At 59.6% G+C, this 23003-nt stretch carries 25 protein-coding genes and 2 pseudogenes; 8 read left to right on the top strand and 19 right to left on the bottom strand.

Annotation, left to right across the window (positions count from 1 at the left end; translation table 11 throughout):
- Nucleotides 1-423 precede the first annotated feature (423 nt).
- The 4 genes from MSIL_RS21250 to MSIL_RS21245 all read right to left on the bottom strand — a co-directional run bounded on the left by MSIL_RS21250 (nucleotide 424) and on the right by MSIL_RS21245 (nucleotide 3391).
- Nucleotides 424-1224, bottom strand: a complete 801-nt coding sequence (locus MSIL_RS21250) for a hypothetical protein (RefSeq protein WP_012590569.1) — start codon at nucleotides 1222-1224, stop codon at nucleotides 424-426.
- A 114-nt stretch (nucleotides 1225-1338) separates the two neighbouring features.
- Nucleotides 1339-1539, bottom strand: coding sequence for a helix-turn-helix domain-containing protein (locus tag MSIL_RS22330; RefSeq protein WP_083772197.1), 201 nt, complete (start codon nucleotides 1537-1539; stop codon nucleotides 1339-1341).
- 106 nt (nucleotides 1540-1645) lie between these two features.
- Nucleotides 1646-2164, bottom strand: coding sequence for a hypothetical protein (locus tag MSIL_RS07895; RefSeq protein ID WP_012590568.1), 519 nt, complete (start codon nucleotides 2162-2164; stop codon nucleotides 1646-1648).
- Between the two features lie 861 nt (nucleotides 2165-3025).
- Nucleotides 3026-3391 (bottom strand): hypothetical protein, encoded by a 366-nt coding sequence (locus MSIL_RS21245; RefSeq protein ID WP_148213055.1) that lies wholly within the window; start codon nucleotides 3389-3391, stop codon nucleotides 3026-3028.
- Between the two features lie 39 nt (nucleotides 3392-3430).
- On the opposite strand from MSIL_RS21245, the gene MSIL_RS07890 reads away from it, so the two are divergent.
- Complete coding sequence (locus MSIL_RS07890) at nucleotides 3431-4546, top strand: hypothetical protein (protein WP_012590567.1); 1116 nt, start codon at nucleotides 3431-3433, stop codon at nucleotides 4544-4546.
- A 190-nt stretch (nucleotides 4547-4736) separates the two neighbouring features.
- Here the strand turns inward: MSIL_RS07890 and MSIL_RS07885 are convergent, their stop codons facing one another.
- The 3 genes from MSIL_RS07885 to MSIL_RS07875 all read right to left on the bottom strand — a co-directional run bounded on the left by MSIL_RS07885 (nucleotide 4737) and on the right by MSIL_RS07875 (nucleotide 7721).
- On the bottom strand, nucleotides 4737-6074 hold the full coding sequence (locus tag MSIL_RS07885) for a S49 family peptidase (RefSeq protein ID WP_012590566.1): 1338 nt from the start codon (nucleotides 6072-6074) through the stop codon (nucleotides 4737-4739).
- A 36-nt stretch (nucleotides 6075-6110) separates the two neighbouring features.
- Nucleotides 6111-6692 carry a MarR family transcriptional regulator gene (locus MSIL_RS07880; protein WP_187148712.1) on the bottom strand — a complete coding sequence of 194 codons (582 nt, stop codon included), beginning with the start codon at nucleotides 6690-6692 and terminating at the stop codon, nucleotides 6111-6113.
- A 324-nt stretch (nucleotides 6693-7016) separates the two neighbouring features.
- Nucleotides 7017-7721: a hypothetical protein gene (locus MSIL_RS07875; protein WP_148213054.1), complete on the bottom strand. Its 705-nt coding sequence runs from the start codon at nucleotides 7719-7721 to the stop codon at nucleotides 7017-7019.
- A gap of 526 nt (nucleotides 7722-8247) precedes the next feature.
- On the opposite strand from MSIL_RS07875, the gene MSIL_RS07870 reads away from it, so the two are divergent.
- From MSIL_RS07870 to MSIL_RS07855, 4 genes are read left to right on the top strand one after another with little or no spacing between them, the layout of a single operon-like run.
- On the top strand, nucleotides 8248-9654 hold the full coding sequence (locus MSIL_RS07870) for a hypothetical protein (protein ID WP_049768125.1): 1407 nt from the start codon (nucleotides 8248-8250) through the stop codon (nucleotides 9652-9654).
- Nucleotides 9629-10456: a hypothetical protein gene (locus MSIL_RS20110; protein ID WP_012590562.1), complete on the top strand. Its 828-nt coding sequence runs from the start codon at nucleotides 9629-9631 to the stop codon at nucleotides 10454-10456. Before MSIL_RS07870 ends, MSIL_RS20110 begins: the two co-directional genes overlap by 26 nt.
- Nucleotides 10453-11658 carry a hypothetical protein gene (locus MSIL_RS20105; RefSeq protein ID WP_012590561.1) on the top strand — a complete coding sequence of 402 codons (1206 nt, stop codon included), beginning with the start codon at nucleotides 10453-10455 and terminating at the stop codon, nucleotides 11656-11658. Before MSIL_RS20110 ends, MSIL_RS20105 begins: the two co-directional genes overlap by 4 nt.
- The gene (locus MSIL_RS07855; protein ID WP_012590560.1) at nucleotides 11655-12722 is read left to right on the top strand and encodes an OmpA family protein; all 1068 of its coding nucleotides are present in this window, start codon (nucleotides 11655-11657) and stop codon (nucleotides 12720-12722) included. Before MSIL_RS20105 ends, MSIL_RS07855 begins: the two co-directional genes overlap by 4 nt.
- 329 nt (nucleotides 12723-13051) lie before the next feature.
- Here MSIL_RS07855 and MSIL_RS07850 read toward each other — a convergent pair whose 3' ends face one another.
- The 8 genes from MSIL_RS07850 to MSIL_RS07815 form a co-directional block, all read right to left on the bottom strand.
- Nucleotides 13052-14251 carry a hypothetical protein gene (locus MSIL_RS07850; protein WP_012590559.1) on the bottom strand — a complete coding sequence of 400 codons (1200 nt, stop codon included), beginning with the start codon at nucleotides 14249-14251 and terminating at the stop codon, nucleotides 13052-13054.
- A 69-nt stretch (nucleotides 14252-14320) separates the two neighbouring features.
- Nucleotides 14321-15139 (bottom strand): hypothetical protein, encoded by an 819-nt coding sequence (locus tag MSIL_RS07845; RefSeq protein WP_012590558.1) that lies wholly within the window; start codon nucleotides 15137-15139, stop codon nucleotides 14321-14323.
- Between the two features lie 34 nt (nucleotides 15140-15173).
- A complete protein-coding gene (locus tag MSIL_RS07840) occupies nucleotides 15174-15485 on the bottom strand; it encodes a hypothetical protein (protein ID WP_012590557.1) in 312 nt (103 codons plus the stop codon).
- Nucleotides 15482-15955, bottom strand: a complete 474-nt coding sequence (locus MSIL_RS07835) for a hypothetical protein (RefSeq protein WP_012590556.1) — start codon at nucleotides 15953-15955, stop codon at nucleotides 15482-15484. Before MSIL_RS07835 ends, MSIL_RS07840 begins: the two co-directional genes overlap by 4 nt.
- Complete coding sequence (locus MSIL_RS07830; protein ID WP_012590555.1) at nucleotides 15952-16173, bottom strand: helix-turn-helix transcriptional regulator; 222 nt, start codon at nucleotides 16171-16173, stop codon at nucleotides 15952-15954. The genes MSIL_RS07835 and MSIL_RS07830 overlap by 4 nt, the downstream gene beginning before the upstream one ends.
- 221 nt (nucleotides 16174-16394) lie before the next feature.
- The gene (locus MSIL_RS07825; RefSeq protein ID WP_041367759.1) at nucleotides 16395-16694 is read right to left on the bottom strand and encodes a hypothetical protein; all 300 of its coding nucleotides are present in this window, start codon (nucleotides 16692-16694) and stop codon (nucleotides 16395-16397) included.
- Between the two features lie 28 nt (nucleotides 16695-16722).
- Entirely contained in the window at nucleotides 16723-17172 is a 450-nt protein-coding gene (locus MSIL_RS07820; RefSeq protein ID WP_012590553.1) for a hypothetical protein, read from the bottom strand.
- Nucleotides 17169-17864, bottom strand: coding sequence for a hypothetical protein (locus MSIL_RS07815; RefSeq protein ID WP_012590552.1), 696 nt, complete (start codon nucleotides 17862-17864; stop codon nucleotides 17169-17171). Before MSIL_RS07815 ends, MSIL_RS07820 begins: the two co-directional genes overlap by 4 nt.
- Before the next feature lie 24 nt (nucleotides 17865-17888).
- Here MSIL_RS07815 and MSIL_RS22235 point away from each other — a divergent pair, with 24 nt between their 5' ends.
- Both MSIL_RS22235 and MSIL_RS07805 read left to right on the top strand, forming a co-directional pair.
- Nucleotides 17889-18419, top strand: a complete 531-nt coding sequence (locus MSIL_RS22235; RefSeq protein ID WP_083772195.1) for a helix-turn-helix domain-containing protein — start codon at nucleotides 17889-17891, stop codon at nucleotides 18417-18419.
- A gap of 44 nt (nucleotides 18420-18463) precedes the next feature.
- On the top strand, nucleotides 18464-19612 hold the full coding sequence (locus MSIL_RS07805) for a hypothetical protein (RefSeq protein WP_012590550.1): 1149 nt from the start codon (nucleotides 18464-18466) through the stop codon (nucleotides 19610-19612).
- A 357-nt stretch (nucleotides 19613-19969) separates the two neighbouring features.
- Here the strand turns inward: MSIL_RS07805 and MSIL_RS21640 are convergent, their stop codons facing one another.
- The 4 genes and pseudogenes from MSIL_RS21640 to MSIL_RS07790 form a co-directional block, all read right to left on the bottom strand.
- Nucleotides 19970-20128, bottom strand: a complete 159-nt coding sequence (locus MSIL_RS21640) for a hypothetical protein (RefSeq protein ID WP_012590549.1) — start codon at nucleotides 20126-20128, stop codon at nucleotides 19970-19972.
- Nucleotides 20125-22002 carry a phage tail tape measure protein gene (locus MSIL_RS07800; protein WP_012590548.1) on the bottom strand — a complete coding sequence of 626 codons (1878 nt, stop codon included), beginning with the start codon at nucleotides 22000-22002 and terminating at the stop codon, nucleotides 20125-20127. Before MSIL_RS07800 ends, MSIL_RS21640 begins: the two co-directional genes overlap by 4 nt.
- 3 nt (nucleotides 22003-22005) lie before the next feature.
- Nucleotides 22006-22275, bottom strand: a complete 270-nt coding sequence (locus MSIL_RS21635) for a hypothetical protein (protein ID WP_041367755.1) — start codon at nucleotides 22273-22275, stop codon at nucleotides 22006-22008.
- Nucleotides 22261-22697 (bottom strand): annotated as a pseudogene (locus MSIL_RS07790) (IS5 family transposase); the annotation flags it as partial. The gene MSIL_RS21635 and the pseudogene MSIL_RS07790, both read right to left, overlap by 15 nt.
- Before the next feature lie 69 nt (nucleotides 22698-22766).
- Between MSIL_RS07790 and MSIL_RS20660 the strand changes: the two are divergent.
- Nucleotides 22767-22925 (top strand): annotated as a pseudogene (locus tag MSIL_RS20660) (winged helix-turn-helix domain-containing protein); the annotation flags it as partial.
- Nucleotides 22926-23003: the final 78 nt, after the last annotated feature.

Raw genomic sequence — 23003 nt, 5'->3', positions numbered from 1 at the left:
CTCGGGTAACAAGCCCCCGGCCGAATCTCCGAAGATTGAAAGTCATCGGACGAATTGTGACTCGTAAACGCGTTGCCTTGCGACGCTGGATGACCGCCTGCCTGGATTTTCCGCAGCTGCCTGGCGGTGAAGCCGATTGAGGCGGCAGCCGATGAACGATCGCGGCGGGATTAGCCGTGCCTCGAAGAAAAAGGAAACGTCGAGATCAGTGTTTAAATAAGAAATTCTATAATCAACAGAAGATACGTATGGGGATCGGCAACCTCAGGCCTGCGGAAACTAGCAACAAGCCTTAATACTTTCCACACCATTTACGAGCATCTGTTCTGGGATGGCCGAGTGAATATAGAACAGGCGCGCGCTCGAGCGCGCGCCTGTTCCTGTCCTCCTTGAGAAGAGCAACGGCCGACGAGATTGACGTGTTCATTGGCCGGAGAAAGCGCCGGTCGAACATTTATGTTGCGAATTTTGGCGCCCTTGCACAACCTCCTGCACATTGAACAGATGACTCGCTACGGGCACTGGGACAAGTGCCGCGCAGTCTGGTAGAAGATCTCTTTTGACTGGAACCGCAGTTGTCTCAGCACGCTTATTGCGCCGATACCAAGTTGATCGTGATATTCCAAGCGGAACCCATGGCGCGGTCCTGGTAAGGCTTTCCGCTTCGTAAAGCCCTCGCGGTTTGGCGCCGGACAAAGCTCGGTCGGTGTGCTTTCGTTCCTTTTTGTTTTTGGCGCGGATCGCCGCTCGTTGGGCGCTCGTGACGTCTATCGCCAGCATCGTCTTCAACTTCGCAGATATCCGCTCTGCTTCGGTCACTTGCAGTAGATCAGCGCATTTTTGATAGCCGATCGGTCGTACGCCGCGCTCTTCGACGAATTTCTGCTGACGTTGCATTACCGCCCAGAGTTCATCGTCGTCGATTTCACCAAGATGGCATCTCTTAATCGCGCGGCGAAACGTAGTGATGTTGAGCCCGGGCCAATCGGTAAACACCCTTCCGATCGAGCGGGGTCCTGGGCTTCCGCACCCAAGGGCAGACGCCAAGACGAGAAGCCAAGGCGCCCGTTCACGGGGAATTTCATAGCCAACTCTCAGGTTTGCAAGCGCATAGCAATCAGCGAGACGCAAGGCTCCTTGCTGACGCAGAGTTGGAGGATTTCGCTTGCCTATGTTTCTTCGGCTTTGATTTCCAAAAATTTCGTTTCTATTCTCTTTTCTCATAAGGAATTAGGTCCACCTTTATAAAGTCGCTACGTCGGCGTGTTTCGTTGTTTTTTGAATATAAACGACCGAAAGCGCTGTCATGATCCGATAAAAGTATTGGTATTCACTTTCTTACGTCGAACTTCCATTCAACAGAGAATGTAAATCTTGGATCAATATCAACCGACGGCCGCCAACCTTGACGTGACGTAACTTCTTAGCGTCCAATAATTTGTATAAAGTGGATCTTGAGAGACCGGAGACCGCGACAGCTTCATTGATACGGAGCGCGATTTTGTCTTCCAGCGAAATATTTACAGATTTATTAGACATAGGGCCACCTCTGTTTGAGATAGCTCCCCATTAAGCACACATTTCCATACAAGTCCCAATCAGTCGCCACGCGCTTCAAGATCCGTGGCGGCGCGAACCACGCTCTTCAAGACGGTGGCATTTTAAGCTTTTCATAGATTGCGCGAGCGGAGGTCGATTTGTGTCCGGCACCGGCGAGGCGCCTATTTACGGCAGCCTCGATGGATTCGGCATCTTTCCAATGATGCCCTGTCAAATCCGTCTTCTCGGCCTCGACGGCGGCTCGCAGTGCGACTTGATAGGAATTCTCGCTACGGCTTTTTCGGGCGAGCGCGGCCTGTTTGTTGGCCAGATAGGTCGACGCTTGCGTTGAAATAGTTCCCGAACTGCCAATCACGAAAGCAGCGTGAAGCGCATTCCAAAGGCTTGAATATCCGACCTCTCTAAGTTCACGAAATGGCACCTCATCGAAAACTTTCAATATTTCAAGAAAATTGCGTTTCAGTCTATCTTCAGCACTGAGAAGTTCCTTTTTTTCAGAAGCGTCGAATTTTTCCCAATGCGCCGCGTCCGCCGCGATCTTCACCAGTTCGCCGACGTAATCTTCCAGATCGCCCTTCCAGCTATGAAGCTCCTTTTCTTCCATCGCTCCCATCCACGATCTAACAAGTCGGCAAAAAGAGTTTGGCCAGCGCCCATGACCCTAGCTTGTTGGCTGTTAACTCATGCGCGCGTGTTGAAGAAAGCCCTTTTTCCGTGTCGCTCTCGTCATTCATAAAATTTGCTCATACGATCATGCGACGCTCGTGCGGTCCATCGCACGCTGGCGTTCATGCGAGCGGTGAGCGCGACCGAATAGGCGGACGGCACCCTCGCGGGCTCGCCTGATATACGAAAGCCTAGTCTGGAAAATTGTTGGTATATTTATTGGTATATATATTTTACTGTGAAATATTTACATGTAATATCAAATACTTAAGTGTAGAATTCGAATCCCTCTTGCGCACCACCTAACCTACTGAAATAACATGATTTTTTATTTTGGTGCGCGCTCCCGGTCTTTTAAATTCTCCGCCGTGTAAGCACTATGTAAGCAGTCGGATCAATTCCGCCCGTTTCCCGACCCCGCTCCCCTTCCTCACTAGAGCCGCACGCTTCCAGCGCTGCGCGCTGGACATTGCCCCCTCTTTCTCTTCTTTTTAGTTAGATAAAGAAGGGAGCCGTCCAAGCCGTCCAAAAGGCGCGAATTCAATCGGTTATCTTTCTGCTCAGCCGTCCAGGAGCCGTCCAAAGTTGTCCAAATCTCGCCGGGAACGGCCGCCAGATAGGGCGGGATGGCGGAAAAGGGCTGGGCGCATGCGGCGAAATCCGGGTCTTTTCGGGCACCAGCAGCGGAGCAGGAGCCCAGGCGTCGGAAAACCGAAATCCTCACGCCGACGGGACGTGAGGCGGCCGCCTGGAGCCGGCTTTCGTGCATCCGTGCGTTGAAAGCGTGCGGGCGCGTGTATCAGTTTTGGAATCGAGCCACTGGAGAAATGCCGGACTGCGGCGGCGGCGCGGTGGAGAAGGCTCCGGGAAGGACCCATGTTTCAATGGCCTTGCGGCGCAGGCTGTGAAGTTTTGCCCATGGCGGAATAATGTCGAACGTCTTGCGGGCAATAGGGCCGAAAGGAGAATGGCCGGTGTGGAGTGAGCGGCGGCGGTCGGCGGTCAATGGAAGGGAAGTAGCGCGCAGCTGGGTATCGACCCAAAGCCGCCATTTCAGCTTCAAAATTCGATCGCTAAAACCAGGCAAAGGTTCAGTCGGTTGCACGGCGGCTGATCGAACAAGAATGGCCCAGGTTTTTGAACTATCCAGACTGAAATGCATCAAGGAGAGCAAATTCACGTGTCGAGGGCTGAGGCGATCCGATTGATCAAAGAGAACGCCGACGACCTGGAGGCGCTACAAAGGCGTCGCGTCCCTTGCATGATCGCCTATCTCCACCCGTTTCGGATTATCGAGACAGCGGACGAACCAGCGTGGGAGGTGACGATCGAGCAAGTGAACACCCGCAGCTGGGATTATGTCGCGCTTCATCGGCTCGTCGGCGGGGTTGATGTCGGGCTTGAGCCCCCCTACCACCTTGCCGTAGGGCGTGATGGCGCGCTTGCGCTGCCTCCGCTCGAAGCCCTGCGAAATCCGCAGGCGGCAGTCGAGAGGTTCAACCTCTATCTCGCGGCGCTGCTGCTCGGCGGGATCTATTGCGAGGCGATCACGCCCGACGGCTTGGATCTCGGCTCCATCATCGACTGGAAATATATCCGCAGCCAACGTCCAGGCGTTGCTGCGCCCAATCGTTTCCATGATCAAATCCGTCGCGTCCAGGCGGGCCCCTCAGAGGCCATCGCATTAATTGGTCCCCGCCGCGTCACCCATGCCAATTTAGATCAGGCGATGCGCGCAGGACTGCGGATGCTATCTACCGTGCCGCTGGTGCGAGGCGAATATCTGCTCAAGGGCACCACCGGACTCGCCCGACTCGACTGGGGTGCGGCACTCGCCGATCTGTGGATCGTGGTCGAACAGCTGGTGGCGTCTCTATGGGAACGACATATCGTCACCCCGACGGTGGCGGCCGATTCGAGCAAGGTGCGGCGCAGCCAACTTTCCGATACTCGGACTTGGACTGCCTCGGCACGGATCGAGATGCTCACCCAAAAGGACGTGATCCCGCTCGAGAGTTTCAAGGCGCTGGCGACAGCCCGTAAGGCTCGTAATGACCTGCACCATTGCGGCGCGCACCCGACCGCAGAGGACGCGCGGGCGGCCTATAAAGGGATGACGGGATTGCTAGTCGTAGCGCTGGGAGGCGAAAGGCCGCCGCTGCTCGATCTCGATCTCGCAGATCACGGCCTGTCCGATCCCTTCGCACCGCCCGGACCACTTCCAGGCCAGCCAACACATTGGATGGCGATACCAAAGCTGCCTGGCGAGGAAGATCTCGAACGCGCCGAAGCGAAAATGTTCAGCGTAAAACGGGAATGACGTCACAGGCATCGTCACACACATCGGCGATGGGCAGAGTCTGACCCGAAGACAGCTAATTCTAAATTCGGCTTCGAAAGCGGACCTTCTGGAGCTCCCCCGACCTGGTCGACCAGGGGGCGACCACGAGTGTCGGCTTCAGAGCATTCCCCGATGAGGGCAGGGCGAGCCGCTACGCGCTCTGACTGGACTAGCGAACGAAATTTGGCCTGGGCGAATTTGCGCCTGTCTTCGGGCTCGAGTTCGCCGTGGGCGGCGCGACGAATCCGGGACTTGAACGGCCGGCCGCGCCATTGGGCTCATCGACGATGGGCGCCCAACTCGCGGCTTTCGCTGCTGCGACCTGGCGGTCGCGCTCTTCCGCGATACTTCGTTGGCCGACGATCCGTCCTCGAGCGGATCCGCTCCCCGGCACCGCCTTCGGCGCAACGGCGATGAGCGCCAACGCCGTCTTGACGTCGAGATCCGTCTCGCAAGCGAGGTGGCGCGCGAAGTCGGGGCAGCCTTGCGCCTCCGGCCCCGTGATGATCGCCTGCAGGCGCGCGCGCTCCGCCAGTCGCACGGCGCGGAGCGCGTCAGCTGCCGGCGACAAGCCTGTAGCGGCGAGCGCCCGGTCTGCCGCTGCAGTTTTCGGAGCCGGTGCCCTCGCTGGGGCGGCGATCGCGCGCGGGGCGGCGCGCCTGGTCGAAGTCGTGAGGGCCATCGCGGTTTTGAAATCGCCGGTCTCATCGGCGAGGCCAACGCTCACGGCCCGGGCGCCCATGAACAGGCCGGCCTCGGTCGCGCGCACGACCGCCTCGGTCAGGCCGCGATGGCTCGCCACCGTCTTGACGAACAGATCATAGAGCTCATCGATCGAGGCCTGAATGCGAGCGCGGGCGTCAGGCGCCAAGGCGTGGAGGCTCGTGCCATCCGTCTTGTGGGCTCCCGCCGAGATCAAAGTCGGCTTGAGGCCGGCGCGCGCGATCGCTTCCGAGCGGTCGAGGTGCAAAAGCACCACGCCGATCGAGCCGAGCGAGCTCGAGGGCGTCACGACGATGTTGGATGCGCCCGAGGCGATGGCATAGGCGGCCGAACCGGCGAGGCCATTGACGAAGGCGACGACGGGTTTTGCGTTTGCCGCCTCGCGCACCAGCGCGCCGGCCTCCATCGCCCCCGACGCTTCGCCGCCCGGCGAATCGATCTCGAGCAGAATGGCGCGAACGCCTGGATCGGCGACGGCTGCGCGCAGCTGGGCGCCGATGCTTTCATAGCTGGTAAAGCCGGCCGCCGCCGCGAGCGAGGCGGCGCGATTAACGAGTTCGCCGAGGATCGGGATCCGCGCGAGGCCGTCCTGGAGTTGATAGCCAGAACTGCCGGCGGCCGCTGCGCGGCGCGGCCGGCCGGGCAAACCAGCGGCTTCGGGCGCCGACGCGGGCTCGCCGGCAAAGCGCGCGGCGAGGTTTGAGGCAAGCAGGCCTGCCGCATGCGGCGTCAGCAGCAGCGGCGTGTTGAAAACCTGGGCGGCAAGGCGAAGCGGAAGGGTCATGCAAGAGGGTTCCTGTTTGATGGGGCGAGCCGGCGCTCATGGCGCGGCGTGAGCCTCCGCCGCATGCGCCGCCGCGCCGGCGGCAACAAGCTTCGTGAGGTCGTCGGCCATTTTCGGCCGCAGATCGCGCGTCATCGTCTTCAAAAAAGCCCGCGCCCCGGGCGCGCCTCGCTCGCCGATCGCTTGCGCGAGGGCCTCGGCGCAATCCGGAAGCCGGTCGACGCGATGAAGCATCGCGGCCTCACAGGTCTCGATTGCCTCCCACACCTCGTCAGCAGGAAGTAGGCATTTCAATCGTTCCTCGAGATCGAGCTTGGCGATCTCCGCCTGATAGGAGACGCGGCGCGCCTGCTCGCGGGCGAGGATCGGGTTCGATGCGGCAGCCCGCGCCGGCGTGGCGGCGTTCATCGTGCGAATCGCGTCGCCAACTTCGCCGACGGCGAAATCGAAGGCGGCGATGTTGACGAGCTTGACGCCGCCTGGGCCCGGACGCGTCTCGATGGCGCCCAAAGCCTCGAGGCGGGCGACGCGCTTGGCGATCGCCTGTTTGGTCACGCCGCGTTGCCGGGCGATCTCGGAAATAGAGAGCCAATTCAGGCCGTTTGCCTCAGTCTCCATGGCGGCGTTACTTCCGATCGCGCGGGCAGAATTATAATCGCAAGTATAGACGGAATCGGCCTGAAAAGACAGCCAAAACAGCAGCTTCGATATTTTGGAGGCCGCGAAATCCGAGGCGGATCGAGCTATCGCGCATAGGCCCGACATGCGCGCGCTGCGGCCGCAAAGCGGAGGTTGAAGCGGTAGAAACGCCTGCAATGTCAACCCGTTGTCAGGGTTGCCGACAACCGCGTCAACCCCGACTCACCAAGGTCTCGCTAGAGGATTTGCGGACTGCGGCGGCGGCGTGGGCGAGAGGGGAGGCGGGAAGGACCCGCGATTTCCTCACCCAAGGTGCCTTCCCAGCCGCTTGAGCACGGCCACTGGTACGAACGCGAGAGAGGCCAGGAATGCCTCACGCGCGGCCCCGGTCGTCAGCTCTTTAGGCAACGAAGGTCCATATAGCTTGCGGATTGGGAAGCGCTTGCCAGTCAATCTCGCCCTGAACCCGGCGACGCCTTGCCCAGGGACGCCAAACGAGCGCTTGAACAGATGGTCGACGCCCCACGTTTTTGCGGCGATACCCTTTTTTGTCAGGCGGACCGGGAATTCCGCGATTGGAATGCCCTTGCCCTTGGCGATAATATGGTAGGACATTGATCCAGAAGACGAAAATCCAGATCCGTGGTTTGCGCCGATCGACCCTGCGTTGCGCGACGCATATGCGCGAAGCGTGTCGATTCTCGAAGTGATGGACGAGTATTTGCTGACGCCCGTCTGCGTCTTGAGCGCACGCTGGACCTGCGTGCGCACCTTGTCGCCGCCCTCATTCAAGCCGCGCGCAATCACCATCGGAATGCCAGCGGCAAGGTTTTTCTTTAGTCCTTCGACTTTAACGCGAAAGGTGATCATCAGCGAGTCCAGTTGGGCCCGTGCGTGAGCGCGATTTCGAGCGCCTACGTCCTCAATGTTCCACGTTGCGACAAGCAACGCATTGGCGATCTTCGAGAAAACTGTGCCGGCGCGGAACGCGGACGGATGCGTAATCATTAACTACCACAGAATAGACAAACCAGGTGAGCGATATCAACCGGCTTTCCGGCGCACACGCACTTCCCGCCGGGCCGCTCACCGCAAGCGTTGGAGGCGCATGAATGATTTAACGAAAACCGTTTGCGCCGAACCTTGGGGATTTCGGCTTCAGAACTCTTTTCGCAAAACATTTGCAAACCACTGATTCGAAACGCGCGAAACAGCTTCCGTTTTCCAACAAACCCGTTATATATTGACGAACCTTGGCTGTTAAGATTCCGTCAATCGTGTTCGAGTCCACACCAGCCGCCATCGATATAATTTTGGTTTCCACCTAAAATCAGCGGTCGCAAATAGATCATTCTCCAATGCTTTTCCAAATTGGGTTGCGAAAAGCGTTCTCGCAAAGCCAATAAAGCTATAGACTAAGGAAGGCGGTTGCGTACCCCAACGCTACGATTGCTCCAAAGTCGCAAATTGAGTCCGGAGTTCATGAGTGACGCGTTCGTCCGCAATTTCCCGTTTGCTCTCGGGCTTACGACGTGTGCCCCATGACTATTCGCGCCCAACCGCGATCTTTCCCGATCTTAGCGTTGACAAACTCGCTGCAGATCTCCGCCTGCAAGAAAAAGGAATGGGCCGAGGCCAAGACAATGAGCCTGCCCCCGATTCGCTGACCCTTGATGATGTGGAAGCCATCATCGTCGAGCGCGTGGAAACGGAAAAGCGTTCAGCGCACGCATTATACTGCGACCAATTGCAGACCTATGCCGAGCGAATGACTGGCCTCGATTTCGAAGGGCGCTTTAACGACATTCGCCAAGCCTCACCGGAAGCTGTCAGCGAGTTTCATGCTGAAGTTACAAAAGGCCGAGATAAGCTTTTTGGCCTTCGCCGCAGAATCCAAGAAACAGAGCGCGATCGGGATGATTTTAAAGCGGATCACAAGCTGAAGCGGTCGGCTCGTGTGACAACTCCAGTCGCCAAGGCCGTGAAGATTGGGGTGCTTTTCGTCTTGGCCGCGATGGAAATCGTCGTCAACGGCATCTTTTTGTCCAAAGGGAGCGAAGAGGGCCTACTTGGCGGTGCCGCCCTTGCGCTTTCCTTTGCTCTTATCAACATTTTTGCGAGCTTCTTTCTTGCTTTTATTCTCATACGTCAGCTCAATCACCGGGCGCTTCTTCGCAAGCTCGGCGGCATTCTGGGGCTTCTGATCTATGTGTGCTTTGCGTTGGCGCTCAACCTTGTCCTAGCGCATTACCGTGAAGCTTCGGGCGTGGTGACGGAGGATATCGGTGTTGCGGTCATCGCCCGGTTTAAGGCCGCCCCGTTTGACCTCAAGGATGTCAACTCATTCATCTTTTTCTGCGGAGGATTTTTTTTCTCCCTCCTAGCGATGGCCGACGGCATCATCTTTCGGGATCCGTATCCCGGTTACGAAGCGGTCGAGCGCGCGTGCATCGACGCCCACGATGCCTATGCAAAGAGCAGATCTGATCTGATCGACGAATTGAAAGACATTCGCGATGACGCCAGTGAGGCCATGCGCGAGGCAGCGCGGGACCTAAATATCAGGCGCGGCGAATATGATTCCATTCTTCAAGGTCGGGTACGCTTGAGCGCCGCCTTCGTCGATTTCCAAGCGCAGCTTGAGCGAACGGCGCAGGCCTTATTGTCGATCTATAGGGAGGCCAACCGCAGGGCTCGCTCGGCGCCAGAGCCAGCGCGATTCAATCAAACATATCCATTTACCCCAATCCCAGCGACTGTTGACGCACCGAGCGAAACTGCGCGCGACGATCTGCGCAAGGCAATCGCAAAGTCGCAGGATATATTGACGGAACAGGTCGGCGCTGTGCACAAAGCATTTGCAACCGCGATCGACGCCTATCGGCAAATTGACGACATGATTGTGGAAAAAGACTATGGCACGCGCGGCGCGGCGGCGTAGATCAGCACACAAAAGCACGTCCAACGCGCTCTGGGCCGGCGTGCTCATCGCCTTGCCTGTGCTCGCGCTAGCTGGGTTTGGCTTCGTCTATTTCACTATCCAGCGCGGCCCTGTGCTGGATAAAATGACGCTTTGCCCTGTCAACGGTCCCCGGTCGGTGTCCGTTCTGCTCATTGATGCGTCGGACGATCTCCCGGCCGCTGCCAAGAGGGAACTCGCCAAAATCCTTAACGATGAGGCTGAAGCGTTGGCGCCCTATGGATTGCTGGACATACGACTACTCGACCCGGCTACAGCCCGCAGCCACTCGATTTTCGCGCGCTGTAATCCAGGCGATGGCGCGGGCCTTAGCGAGTGGACCGCAAATCCAGCTCTCGCGAGAAAGCGCTGGACCACGAGCTTTCAGCAACCGGTAAGCGAGGCGATCGAACGAAGTCTTGGCGCCGCGCCTTCACTACTCTCCCCGATCATGGCCGCCATTCAGGATATAGCCATTGAACGATTCACTGGCCGCGCCGCTGAGACCAGCACTCGCCGGCTCATCGTCATTTCCGATATGATCGAAAATGATCCCGATTATTCGCAATACAATGTCGATCTGAGCTACGCTCGCTACAAGAAATCAACCGCCTATCAAAAATTTAGTACCGATCTCCATGCAGCAGATGTATCGATCTATTATGTTCAAAGACTTATGAAACATCCCATCGATGCGACCGCCCTTGTCCGGTTTTGGTCAGACTGGATCGCAGACAACAATGGGCGCCTGCGCAGCGTGACTCGGTTGCAGGGCGCCGCATGAGCGAGAACATCGAGGCGCGTCAAACTCAGCTATCGTCGCAGTTGCTTGGCTTGCCACTAACGAATGCTCTATTCTTCTTCTCGGTCGTACTGTTGGGCTCCGCTTATATCGTTATGGCGAAGCTTTGGGGTTTCACCGCGACATCGGTCACATTCGTACCCGTTACCGTCATGTTCGCTTACGCTCTCCTCATCGGGGCAGCACGCTCGCTCCGCTTGCGCGACGACCAATCCGGCGACAACCTCTACTATATGGGATTCCTCTTCACGCTGACGAGTCTTGGGGTGTCGCTGTATCAGTTCAACGCCAACGGCGCTGCGGAGCAGATCGTTCAGAATTTTGGCGTCGCAATCGCCTCGACGATCGCAGGAATAGCCTTGCGTGTTTTTTTCAATCAAATGCGACGGGACCCAATCGAGGTTGAGGCGACGGCCCGCCTCGAGCTTGCAGAAGCCTCGCGCAAGGTGCGCCGGGAGCTCGACTACACCATCCAGGAATTCAGTTATTTTCGCCGCGCCGCCCAACAGATGATTATGGATGGCTTCGAAGAAACGAAACTGAAGGTCGACGAAGTTGGCCAAAACCTGTTGAGCGGGCTCGAGGACGTCACGCGGAAATCGGCAGAACCGCTTGAAGCAGCCTCGAGGAAAAGCGGAATGACGGTCGATGAAATGACCAGAAGGATTGTTGCAAGCCTCGAATCCTCGGCGCTGAAGCTGTCCGATGGGAGCGCCCAGCTTTCAGATTCCGCCACCAAGGTCGCCGAGACTCTGGATGTGCTCTCGGCCAAGCTCAGCGCCATGCAGACCCCCGAACAAATCATAGAAATCAAGCTTACGCCCGTGTTGCAGGGCGTTTCCCGCGCCGTCAATTCCTTCGGCAAAAGCGCGGATGCGCAAACCTCCGCAATCAACCAGGCAGTTGAAGGCGCCCGCGCCGCGACAGAGAGTGCGGTCTCCCTCGCCGCTTCCTTCCATAGCCAGTTCGCAACCGTTAATGCCGAGTCACGCGCCGCCGCGCACGATATGCGCGCAGCGGCGGAGTCTGCTGCTGGCGCTGCCCAAGCGGCAAGCAGCACCGCCGCCTCCAGTGCCTCGCAGACGACAACGGTTCTCGGTAAGATTGATGAGATCCTGCGTATGATCTCTGGCTTGTCAAAGCGTGAAAAGAGTGATCACGCGCCTTCCGAACAATCGCCATGACTGAAGTGTCCGAACGCGGGCAGATCGGGCGTCAATCTGCGTCCTACAGGCAAGGGCTGGTGCTCGGCCTCACTATGGCCGAAGTCATGCTGCTGCTTGTTTTTTGCTTGCTTATCTCGACCGGCGTCGTGCTTTCGAAGCAGAATGCAGAGCGCCTGCGTCTTGAACAGGCGCTCCGTCAAGCCTTAATCGAAAGCGATGCGAACGCCCACGTCGCGCGACTACTCCAAGAGAACCCACAATTGCGCGAGGCGCTCGAGCGCCGAGCCGGCTCGTCCTCTCCTACCGCGATCGACGAGTTCTGGCGCAAATTAGTCGACGCGCTCGCCGTTACTGACGAATTGGAACGCAATGGGCTCTCAAACGAGAACGCTCGCAAAGACGCTCAATTTCTCGCCGAGGCCGAGAGACTACACATGCGTGGCCTCGTTCTAAAGGACGCTGAGGCGAACGCGAGTCTCGTCGCAAAGATCGAGGCAGCGCTCGGTGAGCAGCCGGTCTCCGAAGCAACCATTCTCACGGCCGTCGAGAAAGGCCAGTTTCAAGACAAAATGCCCCCAGGGCATCGTTGGCCCCCGATAATCAAGCTGAGCGAGGCTGACGGTTATTTCTTCGCTAACGGCAGCGCCGAACTTGAGCCAAAATTTAAGGAGGTCCTGCACAGTTCCGTGGTGGACTCCCTGCTTAAAACGGCGAAAGAGTACGATGTCGACATCATTGAGGTCGTTGGCCACACCGACGAACAGCCAATAGCGCCAAGAACTTCAAACCTCGACAAGGATCTCGCGTTCAGTATTGACCATCCGGATGCGTCTGCAAGATTGCGGCCTGCGGATAATGCGGGCCTTGGATTAGCGCGGGCCGTCGCCGTCGTCAGCGTTCTGTCGTCCGACAAAAGATTAAGCCCTTACAAGATCCTACCTTTGTCCGGTGCGCAGCTGATTCAAACAAACGAAACTCTCTCGAAAGGATCCTCTCCGGGAAATGTGAAAGAGCGTCGACGCATCGAGATAAGGCTGCGGAAGTCCACCGTTCCGAATGATGTCACAAGCAGCACACATTGAGGATGTGACGGGGCAATCTGTTAGCCGGTCTGCACTTGTGTTGGTCTACATTTTTGGGTGTCGCCCGAGTAGTCCAATTTGATGATCGCCAGGTCGCGCTTTTGAGAGCGCAAGTTCTTGATTACGACATGGCTTAGCCGCACGGCGGGCCATCCAGAATAGGCTTTGGAGGTCCCGAAAGGCAGTCTGTGCCACAAACAAAATTTGAGAAAATTCTGAGATTAACGTCTGTTGGCGAAAAAAGGTATCTAACCGGTCGTTTTAATTCGTCGGATTTGCAGGATACAAACCTCCCTCCCTTCGCCTTGCAGCTGAAACAGCTCGGCCATTTATGCCACCCGCGAGATCGTAATCGTCCGCACGCCGCTATGCCGCCGGTCGACCAAAATCCCCTTCGTCCGCAGGACCGGGATCGACCGTTCGATACAATTCCCCAAGCCCTGCGCCGTCTTCGGCCAGATCCGCATCTGCCTGACCTGCTCTCCGACGTTTCCGCTCAGCTGCCCGAGCAGCTCGGTGGCCGTGCCGCTCCAGACGCGAGCATGGTCGCGCGTCATAAAGTCTTCGATCGCCACCGCGACGACGTCGCTCTCAAATGCCGCGCTTTGCGAATCGCGGCGGCGGCGCTCATAAGCCGCTGAGAACGAACCCGCTTCCCATCCAAGGCCGGGCTCGGCGGCCGCTAGCCACTTCTCAAAATCCGCCATGCGGCTCGAGCGTGCGAGCCTCGTCGTACCGATGTTCCGTAGCGCCGAGGAGATGGCGTCATAAAGCGCCCCAAGGATGCGCGGCCGCGCGATGTTCCAATCCCGCTCGATCTCGTCTTCCGGGCGTCGCCGATCTTCCGGGATCGAGGCGAGGCGAGCAGTCACGCAGCGCTCGGCCAGATCGGCGCGCTCGGCGAGAGCCGGAATGCCGTTCACGGCGATCGGCCGCGCGCCGTCGAAAATATTGTCGTCTTTGTCCGTATGAAGCGCGCGGACGGCGAAGCCGCTGCCCGTGGCGAGCCGGCAGAGGCCGTCCGAGAGCTCCGCGCCAATGTGCGAGAGATTGTCGAAGATGATCAGGTGGCCGTTCTGCGCCGTGACGATAAGATTTTGCTCATCCTTGGGCGGCCCCTGGATCGCGGGCGAGGCGGGATCGATCAGGCTGCGGAGCAGCCGAGAAAAGCTCGATTTCCCGGAGCCTTGTTCACCGTTCAAAACGAGAATCGGATAGGGTCCCCGCTCTCGCAGCGCGGCGACGAGCCAAGCGACGACGATCAAAAAATCATCCTCCGTGGCGATGTTGGCAAAGGCGCGTAGCTCGTCGATCGACGATCCTGCCTCGGGCTCGCACAACGGCCGCATCCGCGGCGAGCGGATGAAGGGCAAATCGTGCTTCTCCAGCACGCTCCAGCCGTGTGGAGTGATCCCGACAGCCCGCCAGGCGGCGTCGCCAAGGTCGACATAGAGTTTGCCCTCCTGCGCGCCCACGCGCCGCCAGGGGGCGCGCTCAGGGCCCTCGCTATTGGCCCGTGCATCGAGCACGCGCACGGTATCCTCGACCGCCTGCGCGCCAGGCGCCAGCCCGGAGTCCTCATAGGCGCGAAGGGCGAGCTAGCGCTTGAACGCCTGCGATCGCACCGGCCAATTTTCATTATGGCCGTTGACCGGCACGGTCGCGAAGGCCTCGTAGTCGGCGCCGTGCCAGAACGCGCAAAATTGCGTCAGCGCCATGAGCGCGTCGCGTTGCGGCCGCCGGCGCGGAGCCTTGCCTTCACTCGCTTGCTTCGCTTGTGTCGCGCCGCCAACAGCCTTTGCGGCGTCAACGAGCGCGAGCGTCTTTTCGCTCGTCCAGCCCTCCGCCAAAGCATCGGCCGCGTCCCATCCCTCGTCGACGTCGTCTGGCGGAGATAGGAGCGCAAGGGCTTTTGCGCCGGCGGCCAAGGCCAGCTTTGTGACGTCCCGCGCATAGGCGGCGCCCGCTTCGTCTGCGTCGGGCCAGATCATCACATCGCGCCGGGCAAGCGATCCCCAGTCGGCCTTCGCGGCCGACTTCGCGCCGTTTGGCGAGGTGATGCAGACATGCCCTGGCAGAAGCTTGCCGGCCGCGTCCGCCGCCTTTTCACCCTCGCACAGAAGGACGGGCGCGCTGGGCCGTTGCGCGAGGCGTTCCAGCCCATAGAGCGGGCGGGGAGCCGACCAGGCCTCCCAGCGCCAAGCGCGCGCGCCGTCGTCTTCCTCGAAAAACACGAGCGGCCGAAACTGCTTGCCGCCTTTTCTGTCGAAGCGGCAAACGAACCCGGCCAGCTCGCCTTTCGCCGTCAAATAGGTCCAGCGCGCCGATGGCTCGCCAAGCGTCGGATGTTTCGTTGGAGGCCCCGGCGGCGCCGCGGGCGCGGGAACGACCGCGCGCCGCTTCGGAGCCGTGCCCATCGTCGACGCCTTTTTATCTATCGGCGCAAATGGATCACTCAAATAAATCGACCCCAAGCATGTCAGCGACTTTCCGCGCCGCCTCGACCTGGCTCAGCCCGAAAAGGTAGGCGGCAAGGGAAACCAGATCGCCGCCGGCGTCGCCGGTCGAGAAATCGCTCCACCTACCCGTGTTCAGATTCACCTTAAAGCTGCCTCGCCGACGGTCCTGTCGTGTTGGATTATGCGCGACCCATTCGTGTCCTTCGCGCCGGCCATCGGGTAGCCAGCGCCGCAGTAACGTGTCGGCGTGCGCGCGGGCATGTATGGCGATGCGGGAAAAGGCGATCGAGCGCGGGAAGGTCACTGAAAACTGTCCGGCTCTGCCGGGCCGGCCTCCAGACTCTCACGCCAGCGTATCTCACCGCTCAAATACTCAAAGACGCCCCGGCCGAACAGCTCGCAAGTTCGCGCGGCGACATCGGCTTCGGAATTCCCTAAGAATGCGGCGATCGCCGAAACGACGCCCTGGCCGGCGGCGGGGCCACATATCCATTCGCGCGTTGTGAGGTTGAACAGCAATGCGTCGGGGCGGTCGGCGCGCCGCAACGTGCGCACCGGCATTGCGTCATCATCGTCGTGCGAGATCGCATAGAGCAGCTCCCGCAACGCGAAATCCTCAAGGCTGATCTCAATGGCTTCGCGCGTATCGCGGGCGCGGCCTTCCCGGATGACGTCGAAGGCCTCGGCGGCGAGGGCGAGCGCCTCCTTGAGATCGACGATTGCACTCTCGTTTTCCGCGAGCAGGCCCGGCGCGGCAAGAGGCTTCCGCGTCACTGCCGCAGCTCCTGCGATGTGCTCGCGCGCGTCCGCGCGTCGAGCCACGCCTCGACCCCGGATTCGCGGTAGCGAACGCACCTCCCGACGGAAACATATTCTGGGCCGCCGCCCTTGACCCGCCATTGCCGCAGGCAAGCGCGCGAAACGCCAAGCAAGGCCGCCACCGCGACTTCGTCGAGGAGGGGCGCAATCGTTTTTGCCGAAGGTGAACTCATAACCATTACCTCTCACGGGGAAATACTGAGAGTGATTTTGAGCAACAGACGGCAAGGTTGGAAGGCGAGCAGAAGCGGTCGATTTCATGGATTAAAACTCATGAGGGCGCGAGAACGTTTGAGCCTTTGAAAGCGCAAGCTCTCACCGGCGTGAGAGCTAATCGCGGGAGATGAGCGTTGAAGCTCTCATTGACAAACGCGCGGTGTTGTAACCTCAAACGCTATGTGGATTCTGCGAACGCAAGCAGATCACGGATCAGGCCCGCGGCGAGCGCGCCGCTGAGCGTCGAGCCCTCATCTTTCCCAAAATCCGCATCGCAAATCGCGCCGCCAAAAAAGCACCATGAAATCGCCCGCGCTTTCGCGATGAGTTCGGGCAGCGTCTGCGCGCGCAGCTCGAGCATTTGCGCCACGAAGCCGGCCGTTTCCTCACAGGCGTCGCCATAGCGAAAATCTCGCGATCGCTGCCACGCGAGCTCGCGCACCCATGCGGCCTCAAACCGGGCGGCGATCGCCGGCAATTCGGCGACGGGCGCCCTGCGCGCAGGCTCAGCCGTCCGGCGCGTCGAAGCGAGCGGCCTTATTCTTCGCACCTAAATCGGAAATCATTCGTCTTGCCCGCGGCGACGTCAAAGTCTTCAAGCCTGCGCCGTGCCGCGGACGGTCCTTGCGAATGTGCTGAACGCCGATTTCAAGCAGGGCCGCCGCGAGCGTTCGCATTGCCCGGACGGCGCTGAAATGCTCCCCATCATGTTCGGCGAGGTTCGGAATCTCCGCGATATATTCGGCGAATTGTTGCGCGCCTTCGAGGGAAGTCGCCCGCGTCGCGAAAAGTCTTCGGTGCAAATTCGTCTCGCGGTCGTGGGCTTCGATAAAGGCCTCATCGTCGTCCACGCTCTCCGCCGCCGCGCGCGCCGCGAGAGCGGCGCGGTGCGCGGCGATGACGGCGAACACCGGATCGCTGGCCGCAGGCGCCGGCCTTTTGTTGAGCGGGCTCACGAGCGCGCCTCCGCAGGAAAGAGCGAGCGCAGAAAAGTGAGAAAATCCTCGTGCTCGTCGAGATCGATTTCAGAGTCGGCGAAATATTCCACCTTGAGGCGCGTGTCTGCGAGCGAAGCGCAAGGCCAGGCGCAAATGGCGCGCAACAAGCGCCGCGCGGCCATGAATGTGGCGTCTGACGCGATTTCCGCCGCCGCCAGCCCGCAGGCTTCGCGGTAGGCCTCACGCGCGCGGAAGGCTTCATCGATCGCGGCGAATTTTTGTGCCGCCGCAGCCGCGAAGCCGGCCTCGAATAGCCGCGAGAAAGTGGGCGTGTCGATCGCCTTCATCTCGCGCCGCCAGCGCTGGGCCCGGTGGTCAAGGCAGCCGTGCAGATGCGCCTTGCATTCGTCCGCGGTGGCGCCGCCGAGCTGTATGCCGTCGAAAGTTAGAGCTTCGGCGTCCTTTCGATTCGCGGCGAGCCACGTCTCGTAATCGGCCAGAGCGTCATCGTCGCGCCGGAACGCCTCGTCGACTTTCTGGAGCGCGACGCGATGCTCCTCAATCAAACGCGCCAGCTCCGGCGAGGCCGTCGAGGCTTGGGCCGCCGCGGCGCCGATGGCGGAGAGGACGGCGCCGGCCGAGCCGGCGGCAAGGAAAAGGCGACGATTTGGCAAGCCTTTCGCGGCTGCCGGAACGAGATCGTTCGGCATTGTGGTTGCTCCGTAAAACCAGATATGATAGATTTTCTATTAGTTGGCGCGCTGCTGCGTGTCAATAGTTTTTCTATCAAAGGACATTCTGTGGCAGCGACCATCCGTCAGATCAAAGCTGCGCGAGCGCTCTTAGGTTGGTCGCAGGCTGACCTCGCGAAAGCGTCGGGGATATCTGAGCCAACAATTTGGCGGCTCGAAGCAGCTGATGGCGCCTTAGGCGGCCGCGCCAACACGGGAGTGAAAATTGTTGCGGCCCTCGAAGCCGCTGGTGTGATCTTCGTCGAGGAAAATGGGGAAGGGCCAGGCGTCCGGCTGAAAAAGCAGCCGCCAGCGCCGGCCGAGCTGACAGAAAAAATCGAAGCCCTCGGCGCGAAAGCCGCCAGCCTCGACGTCGCGGGCCGGCCCAGCCCGCAAAAAGCGATGAACCAGATGACCAAGGCGCTCGTCGAAAACGAAAAAACAAAGCTCAAAAATCAGCGGGCAAAGCTAACGAAAAAGACACCCTCTCAAAATGAAACGACAAAGTCAGAGAACAAGAACCCAAAATACTAAAGTAAATCAACGAGAACGTAACAGCAAGCTGGCGCACAAAGTCGATGACAGCCGACAACTTTAAAGATCATCCCACCACGGTGATGAAGGTAGTCCTTCGTCATCTTTTTCCTTTCGCGATGAGATCGTTCGACGCCGACGGAGCGTTTCCGCGTCCGAATTGGTCGCCCCGCAAGCTGCCTCCCGGAGGCGACAGGCCCGAGATCGACTTCGAAATCAAAGCGCTTTTGAGCGTGGCCGCCCGCCCAACCGCGCGTTCCGCTGAGCAGCTTTTGGAAATCGTCGAAAGGAACTGGCCGAACTCGCAGCCTCGCGACATTGATTTTAAATCGGCGTTGGCATGCCCCTATTGGAGAGCGAGGTGGAATATCGCCTACTCAGCGGCCGTGGCGCAGGAAGCGGTGCAGATCAGGCGAACGCATGACGATCGCCTGATGAAGCAAAAGAAAGCAATCAAAGCGGCGGCCGACTCTCAGCAAGCTCTTCTCGACGGCTTTGAGGTCGCCGCATTTGCTCCGGTGTTGCCGATTGGGTTCGATCAGCCTGATATTGCCAGCGCAAGTTCTATCGTTTCCAAAGTCGGACAATTGGAGGAGTATGTTAAAAAAAGTCTTGAAGCCATAGAACAACTACAGCGTCTTGCCGACGCGGAACGCGTCAGGTTCTTTACTCCGAACATTTCCGATAGGGCGCTTTGGCTTCAAACATTTATCGAAGGAACGGGGCACCTCTGGAATTTCCTCACCGGAGAAACTCCGAAACTGTCTTCAAAGGCTTTTGTCAAATTCGTCCAACAATCGATTGCCAGCCTTCCCGCGCCGTATCAATTCGAAGACATCATCGATTGGAAGATCAGACAAGCAACAGAGCGCGTGAATGGAGCGCCGAAATCGCAAGGCCGCCCCTATTGGGATAGATTCGATCGCCTTTCGGCGGGATATAAGCCACCCGACCCGTGGCCATCCGACGAAGAAATTCGGGAGGCGATAACAGTCTACAGAAAGCTTAATCTGGACTGGCGGAGTGAGATAAAGTCAATTTATGAGGATGCCGTTTCAGACGATCGCCTCAAGCAAGACGCCGGAATGTATATACTCAGCAGGTTGCACTCGATCGGCGATAAAGAGGTATCCGGCTACATTAAGGCCCTAAGGCCAGACAACATGGACCCAGAGGCTTTCGAAGTTATTTGAGAGTGGTAAGAACGCAACACAATTGACTATTTTTTTGGTCTGGCCACGACGCTAAATTATCTCGTCATCCTTCCGAAGTGGCTTGTTGCAAAGGAGAAGCCTATGCTTCGAGCTCTTCGATCGGCATTTATCATCGTCGCTATATTTCCTCAGGCTGCTCAAGCTAAGTTCTGTGGCTGCAAAGGCTGTGGTTGCTGTGGCGGCCCAGGCTATCGTGGCTCCAACGGCCAATGCGTCGGCTGGAAGCAGCTGAACAGTGTTTGCGGCGTCCCGCCAGAAACTCATTGCAAGCCCGAGCTCGTTCATTCGAAAACCGAGGATGAATCGGAGACGAAAAAATAGCTGCCTTCGACACGTCTACCGCCCACTTGGCGCGGCCTCGGGCATCGAGATTCCCGTGTTTGCCCGCAGCGCGCCGGCGGCGGTGATCGTGCGCGCCGACTCATAGGCTCGCAGCAGCTCGGGCGCGTCGATCTTCACGGTCAGGTCGATGTTCGCGGCGCCGTCGAGCTTCACCGGTGGCGGCGGAGCCGTGTAACCTGCGGCAGCGCCGGCGGGCGGGTGGGATAGCCCGTGGCAGGGTCGAAATTCTTGAAGGAGTGGTCGAGGCTAAAGCTGCCGCCCGGCACAGGACCCGGCGCGCCTTCGAGCGGCCGGCGCATCTCCATATTTGGCGGCAAATTCCTCTGAAACTTAACGATCCGAGCCTGCGCGCCGCGCCTGGCGTCACGCGCCGCGTTCAACTCGTCGAGCTGGCGCTGAGCCGCCGCGCCCTCCGACGCGTCGCGCTCGGCGCTCTCTTTCTGAACTCTCAGCTTGAGCTCTTTGCCGCCGGTGACATCATCCCAAAAGTGGTGCGGCGCGCCCGTCCAATCGTTATAGGCCTTGCGCGCATCCTCCGCGCGGTGCGCGGCGCCGTCGCGGCCTTCCGCTTTGCGCTGGAGCTCGGCGGCCTTGGCCTCGTAATCCACCTCATTGCGCTGGACCAACGTATCGCCGCGCGATCGATCGCTCGAGACGCCGTCGACAAGAAAATTGGCCAGGCGATTGAATTTTTTCTGCCCAGAGCCGGCCGTCGGCGCATTGCCGATCGCTTTCTCCAATTCCGCGAGAAGCTTCGTGGCTTGCTCAATCATCGGCGTGAGCGCCGGCGCGATCGCCTCGCCGAGGCGACCGGTAAACACATCCCAGGCGGCGCCGAGGCGATCGACCTTCGATTTCGTCGTCTCAAGGCGGCGGTCGAGATCCGCGGTGTTTGTGCCGATCGCCGTGGCGTTGATTTCGGCGACGGTGTCTTGGTAAAAATCCTTGAACTTCAGGAGCGCCATGATGCCTTCGCGGGCCTGGCGATCGGGAAACAGCGCGGCGATCTTGAAGGGATCGCCGGCGGTCATTTTCTCGACGAGACCGAGCATGGTCGTCACGTAATCAACGCCGTGCTTGGCGCCGTCCTTCAACACCTTTTCGAGGTCGACGCTCTTCTTCTTGAAAGATTTCGTCGTATCGGCCGAGGTTATCTTGTCCAGCAAGTTGAGGAGATTGTTCGCGGCCTCCTCGCCGGTCGCCGAGGTCTTGCGCGTCGTCTCCAGCATCGCGACGAGCTTCGTCAGGCCGGTCTCGCCGGTCAGGCCGAGCGCCTTCGCCCGCGACGCCACGGCAGGCAGTTCGCGCGCCATGTTCTTGAGCTCGAAGGAGCCGAGCTTGCCGCCCTTGGCCATTATGTCGAAGGCGCGGTCGAGCTTCTCGGCGTGGATGCCTAAATTCTGAATCGACGCGATGCCCGAATTGACAACGTCGTCGAGCGAGGCGCCGGAGGCCTTCGCCGCCTTGATCGCCGCAGGCGTTCCGGCGATCGCTTGATTGAAATCGATGCCCGCCGCGACGTATTTTTCAGCCGCTTCCGAGATCGTCGAAGCCGTCACGCCGTATTGTGGGCCGAACTCGCGGAATGATTTCATCGCCCCCTTGATTTGCCCGTCCGTCGCCTCGGCTGTGATGCCGAGGCTGGTCACCCTGTCTTCAAGCTCGGCGAAATTCCCGACGGCCTCCTTGGCCACGAGCGCGGCCGCGCCGGCGCCAACGATCTGCGGGAGGGAAAGCCCTGATCCAGCGACGACAGCCGGGACCGAATGTCCGCGCGGCGCCGGTGGGGCTTTGGGGATAGCCGCCGCGCCGTTGCGGGAGCCCGCTGCGCCGGCGGCGAGTAGCGTCGAAGCGCCCGACCGTGCGCCCGGGAGATAGGATTGCATCGCCGCGACGCGAGAGGCGGTCGAACTGATAGCCGACGCCGCCGCGTTGAGGCGCATCACCCGCTCTTCGATCGCCCGGAAGACCCCGCTGGTCCGGTCTTCCGCCGAAATAATTAGCCTTGCTTCCATTTGCGAAGACATGGATCATTTCCGCTTTTCGAGATAGGCGCAGGCGCGATGGAAAATCATGTCAATCTCGTCGAACGTCATGCCATAGGCGACGTCTGCGGCGAGGACGTGGAGCCCGAAGACGAGGAGGTCGGCCTTGCGCGCGATATCGCCGCTTGCGCGTCCGAAAAAAAACCGAAGAGCGCCTCCCTCAATTGCATCACGTCGGCGAGCGACATGACGTTCATCAGATGGTCGCCGCCGTCGACGGGCTTGCCGTCGGCCAGGATTGCCGCCGGTGAGCATGAAGGCGATCGGCCGGCAGGCGGCGTCGGTCAGGGCATGGATTTTGGTGGTTCTGCCGCCGCGCGATCAACCGATCGCCTGCGCGCGCTCCCCCCTTTGCCGCCCGAGGCGCAGCGAGGCGCCTTCACTGCGGAGCTGTCGAGGAGGATCTGCGCGGGCGGGCCGCCGGCCGCCGCGAGCGCACGGAAAATCTCCATCCACACGCCTTTCGCAGCCCAGCGGACGAAGCGGTTGTAGAGCGTCTTGCGCGGACCATACTCTGGCGGCGCGTCGATCCAGCGGCCGCCCGACTTCAAAACGTGAACAATGCCGCTGATCACCCGCCGGTCGTCGACGCGCGGCTTGCCCCGCGAATCTGCCGGGAGCAGCGGCTCAAGCCGCGCAAACTGTTCTTCCGTCAGCCAAAACCCTTCGCGAATCATTCGCCCCCTCCCGTTTAGACGATGAATCACAAAATCAGCCAAAGCTAAACCTTTATGGGTCCCGGCCCTATGTTGCTGCAGCATGTGTGGGATCTGCACTTCGATCCGATGACGAATATTATCGACGTCTATGTCGGCCGGCTGCGGCGCAAAGTCGATAGCGACGCCGACTACCCGCTCATTCACACGGTCCGCGGCGTTGGGTTCCGGCTTCGTGCTCCGGGCTAGCGTTTTACGCTACTCGACGCTGCGGCATGCGCTGCTTTGTATCGCATTCTTCAGCACCGCGGTCTTTGCCCATTTTGG

It is taken from the genome of Methylocella silvestris BL2, from assembly GCF_000021745.1.
GTDB lineage: Bacteria > Pseudomonadota > Alphaproteobacteria > Rhizobiales > Beijerinckiaceae > Methylocapsa > Methylocapsa silvestris.
The sequence above is the reverse complement of the archived record's forward strand: the minus strand, read 5'-3'. Positions and strand labels throughout refer to the sequence as shown.

Bases quoted from the DNA above. Each gene is read 5' to 3' on its own strand.
- MSIL_RS21250 (WP_012590569.1), bottom strand. From the start codon at position 1,224: ATGAGAAAAGAGAATAGAAACGAAATTTTTGGAAATCAAAGCCGAAGA.
- MSIL_RS22330 (WP_083772197.1), bottom strand. From the start codon at position 1,539: ATGTCTAATAAATCTGTAAATATTTCGCTGGAAGACAAAATCGCGCTC.
- MSIL_RS07895 (WP_012590568.1), bottom strand. From the start codon at position 2,164: ATGGAAGAAAAGGAGCTTCATAGCTGGAAGGGCGATCTGGAAGATTAC.
- MSIL_RS07885 (WP_012590566.1), bottom strand. From the start codon at position 6,074: ATGACCCTTCCGCTTCGCCTTGCCGCCCAGGTTTTCAACACGCCGCTG.
- MSIL_RS07880 (WP_187148712.1), bottom strand. From the start codon at position 6,692: ATGGAGACTGAGGCAAACGGCCTGAATTGGCTCTCTATTTCCGAGATC.
- MSIL_RS07875 (WP_148213054.1), bottom strand. From the start codon at position 7,721: ATGATTACGCATCCGTCCGCGTTCCGCGCCGGCACAGTTTTCTCGAAG.
- MSIL_RS20110 (WP_012590562.1), top strand. From the start codon at position 9,629: ATGGCACGCGCGGCGCGGCGGCGTAGATCAGCACACAAAAGCACGTCC.
- MSIL_RS20105 (WP_012590561.1), top strand. From the start codon at position 10,453: ATGAGCGAGAACATCGAGGCGCGTCAAACTCAGCTATCGTCGCAGTTG.
- MSIL_RS07855 (WP_012590560.1), top strand. From the start codon at position 11,655: ATGACTGAAGTGTCCGAACGCGGGCAGATCGGGCGTCAATCTGCGTCC.
- MSIL_RS07845 (WP_012590558.1), bottom strand. From the start codon at position 15,139: ATGGGCACGGCTCCGAAGCGGCGCGCGGTCGTTCCCGCGCCCGCGGCG.
- MSIL_RS07830 (WP_012590555.1), bottom strand. From the start codon at position 16,173: ATGAGTTCACCTTCGGCAAAAACGATTGCGCCCCTCCTCGACGAAGTC.
- MSIL_RS07815 (WP_012590552.1), bottom strand. From the start codon at position 17,864: ATGCCGAACGATCTCGTTCCGGCAGCCGCGAAAGGCTTGCCAAATCGT.
- MSIL_RS22235 (WP_083772195.1), top strand. From the start codon at position 17,889: ATGATAGATTTTCTATTAGTTGGCGCGCTGCTGCGTGTCAATAGTTTT.
- MSIL_RS07805 (WP_012590550.1), top strand. From the start codon at position 18,464: ATGACAGCCGACAACTTTAAAGATCATCCCACCACGGTGATGAAGGTA.
- MSIL_RS07800 (WP_012590548.1), bottom strand. From the start codon at position 22,002: ATGTCTTCGCAAATGGAAGCAAGGCTAATTATTTCGGCGGAAGACCGG.
- MSIL_RS21635 (WP_041367755.1), bottom strand. From the start codon at position 22,275: ATGCTCACCGGCGGCAATCCTGGCCGACGGCAAGCCCGTCGACGGCGG.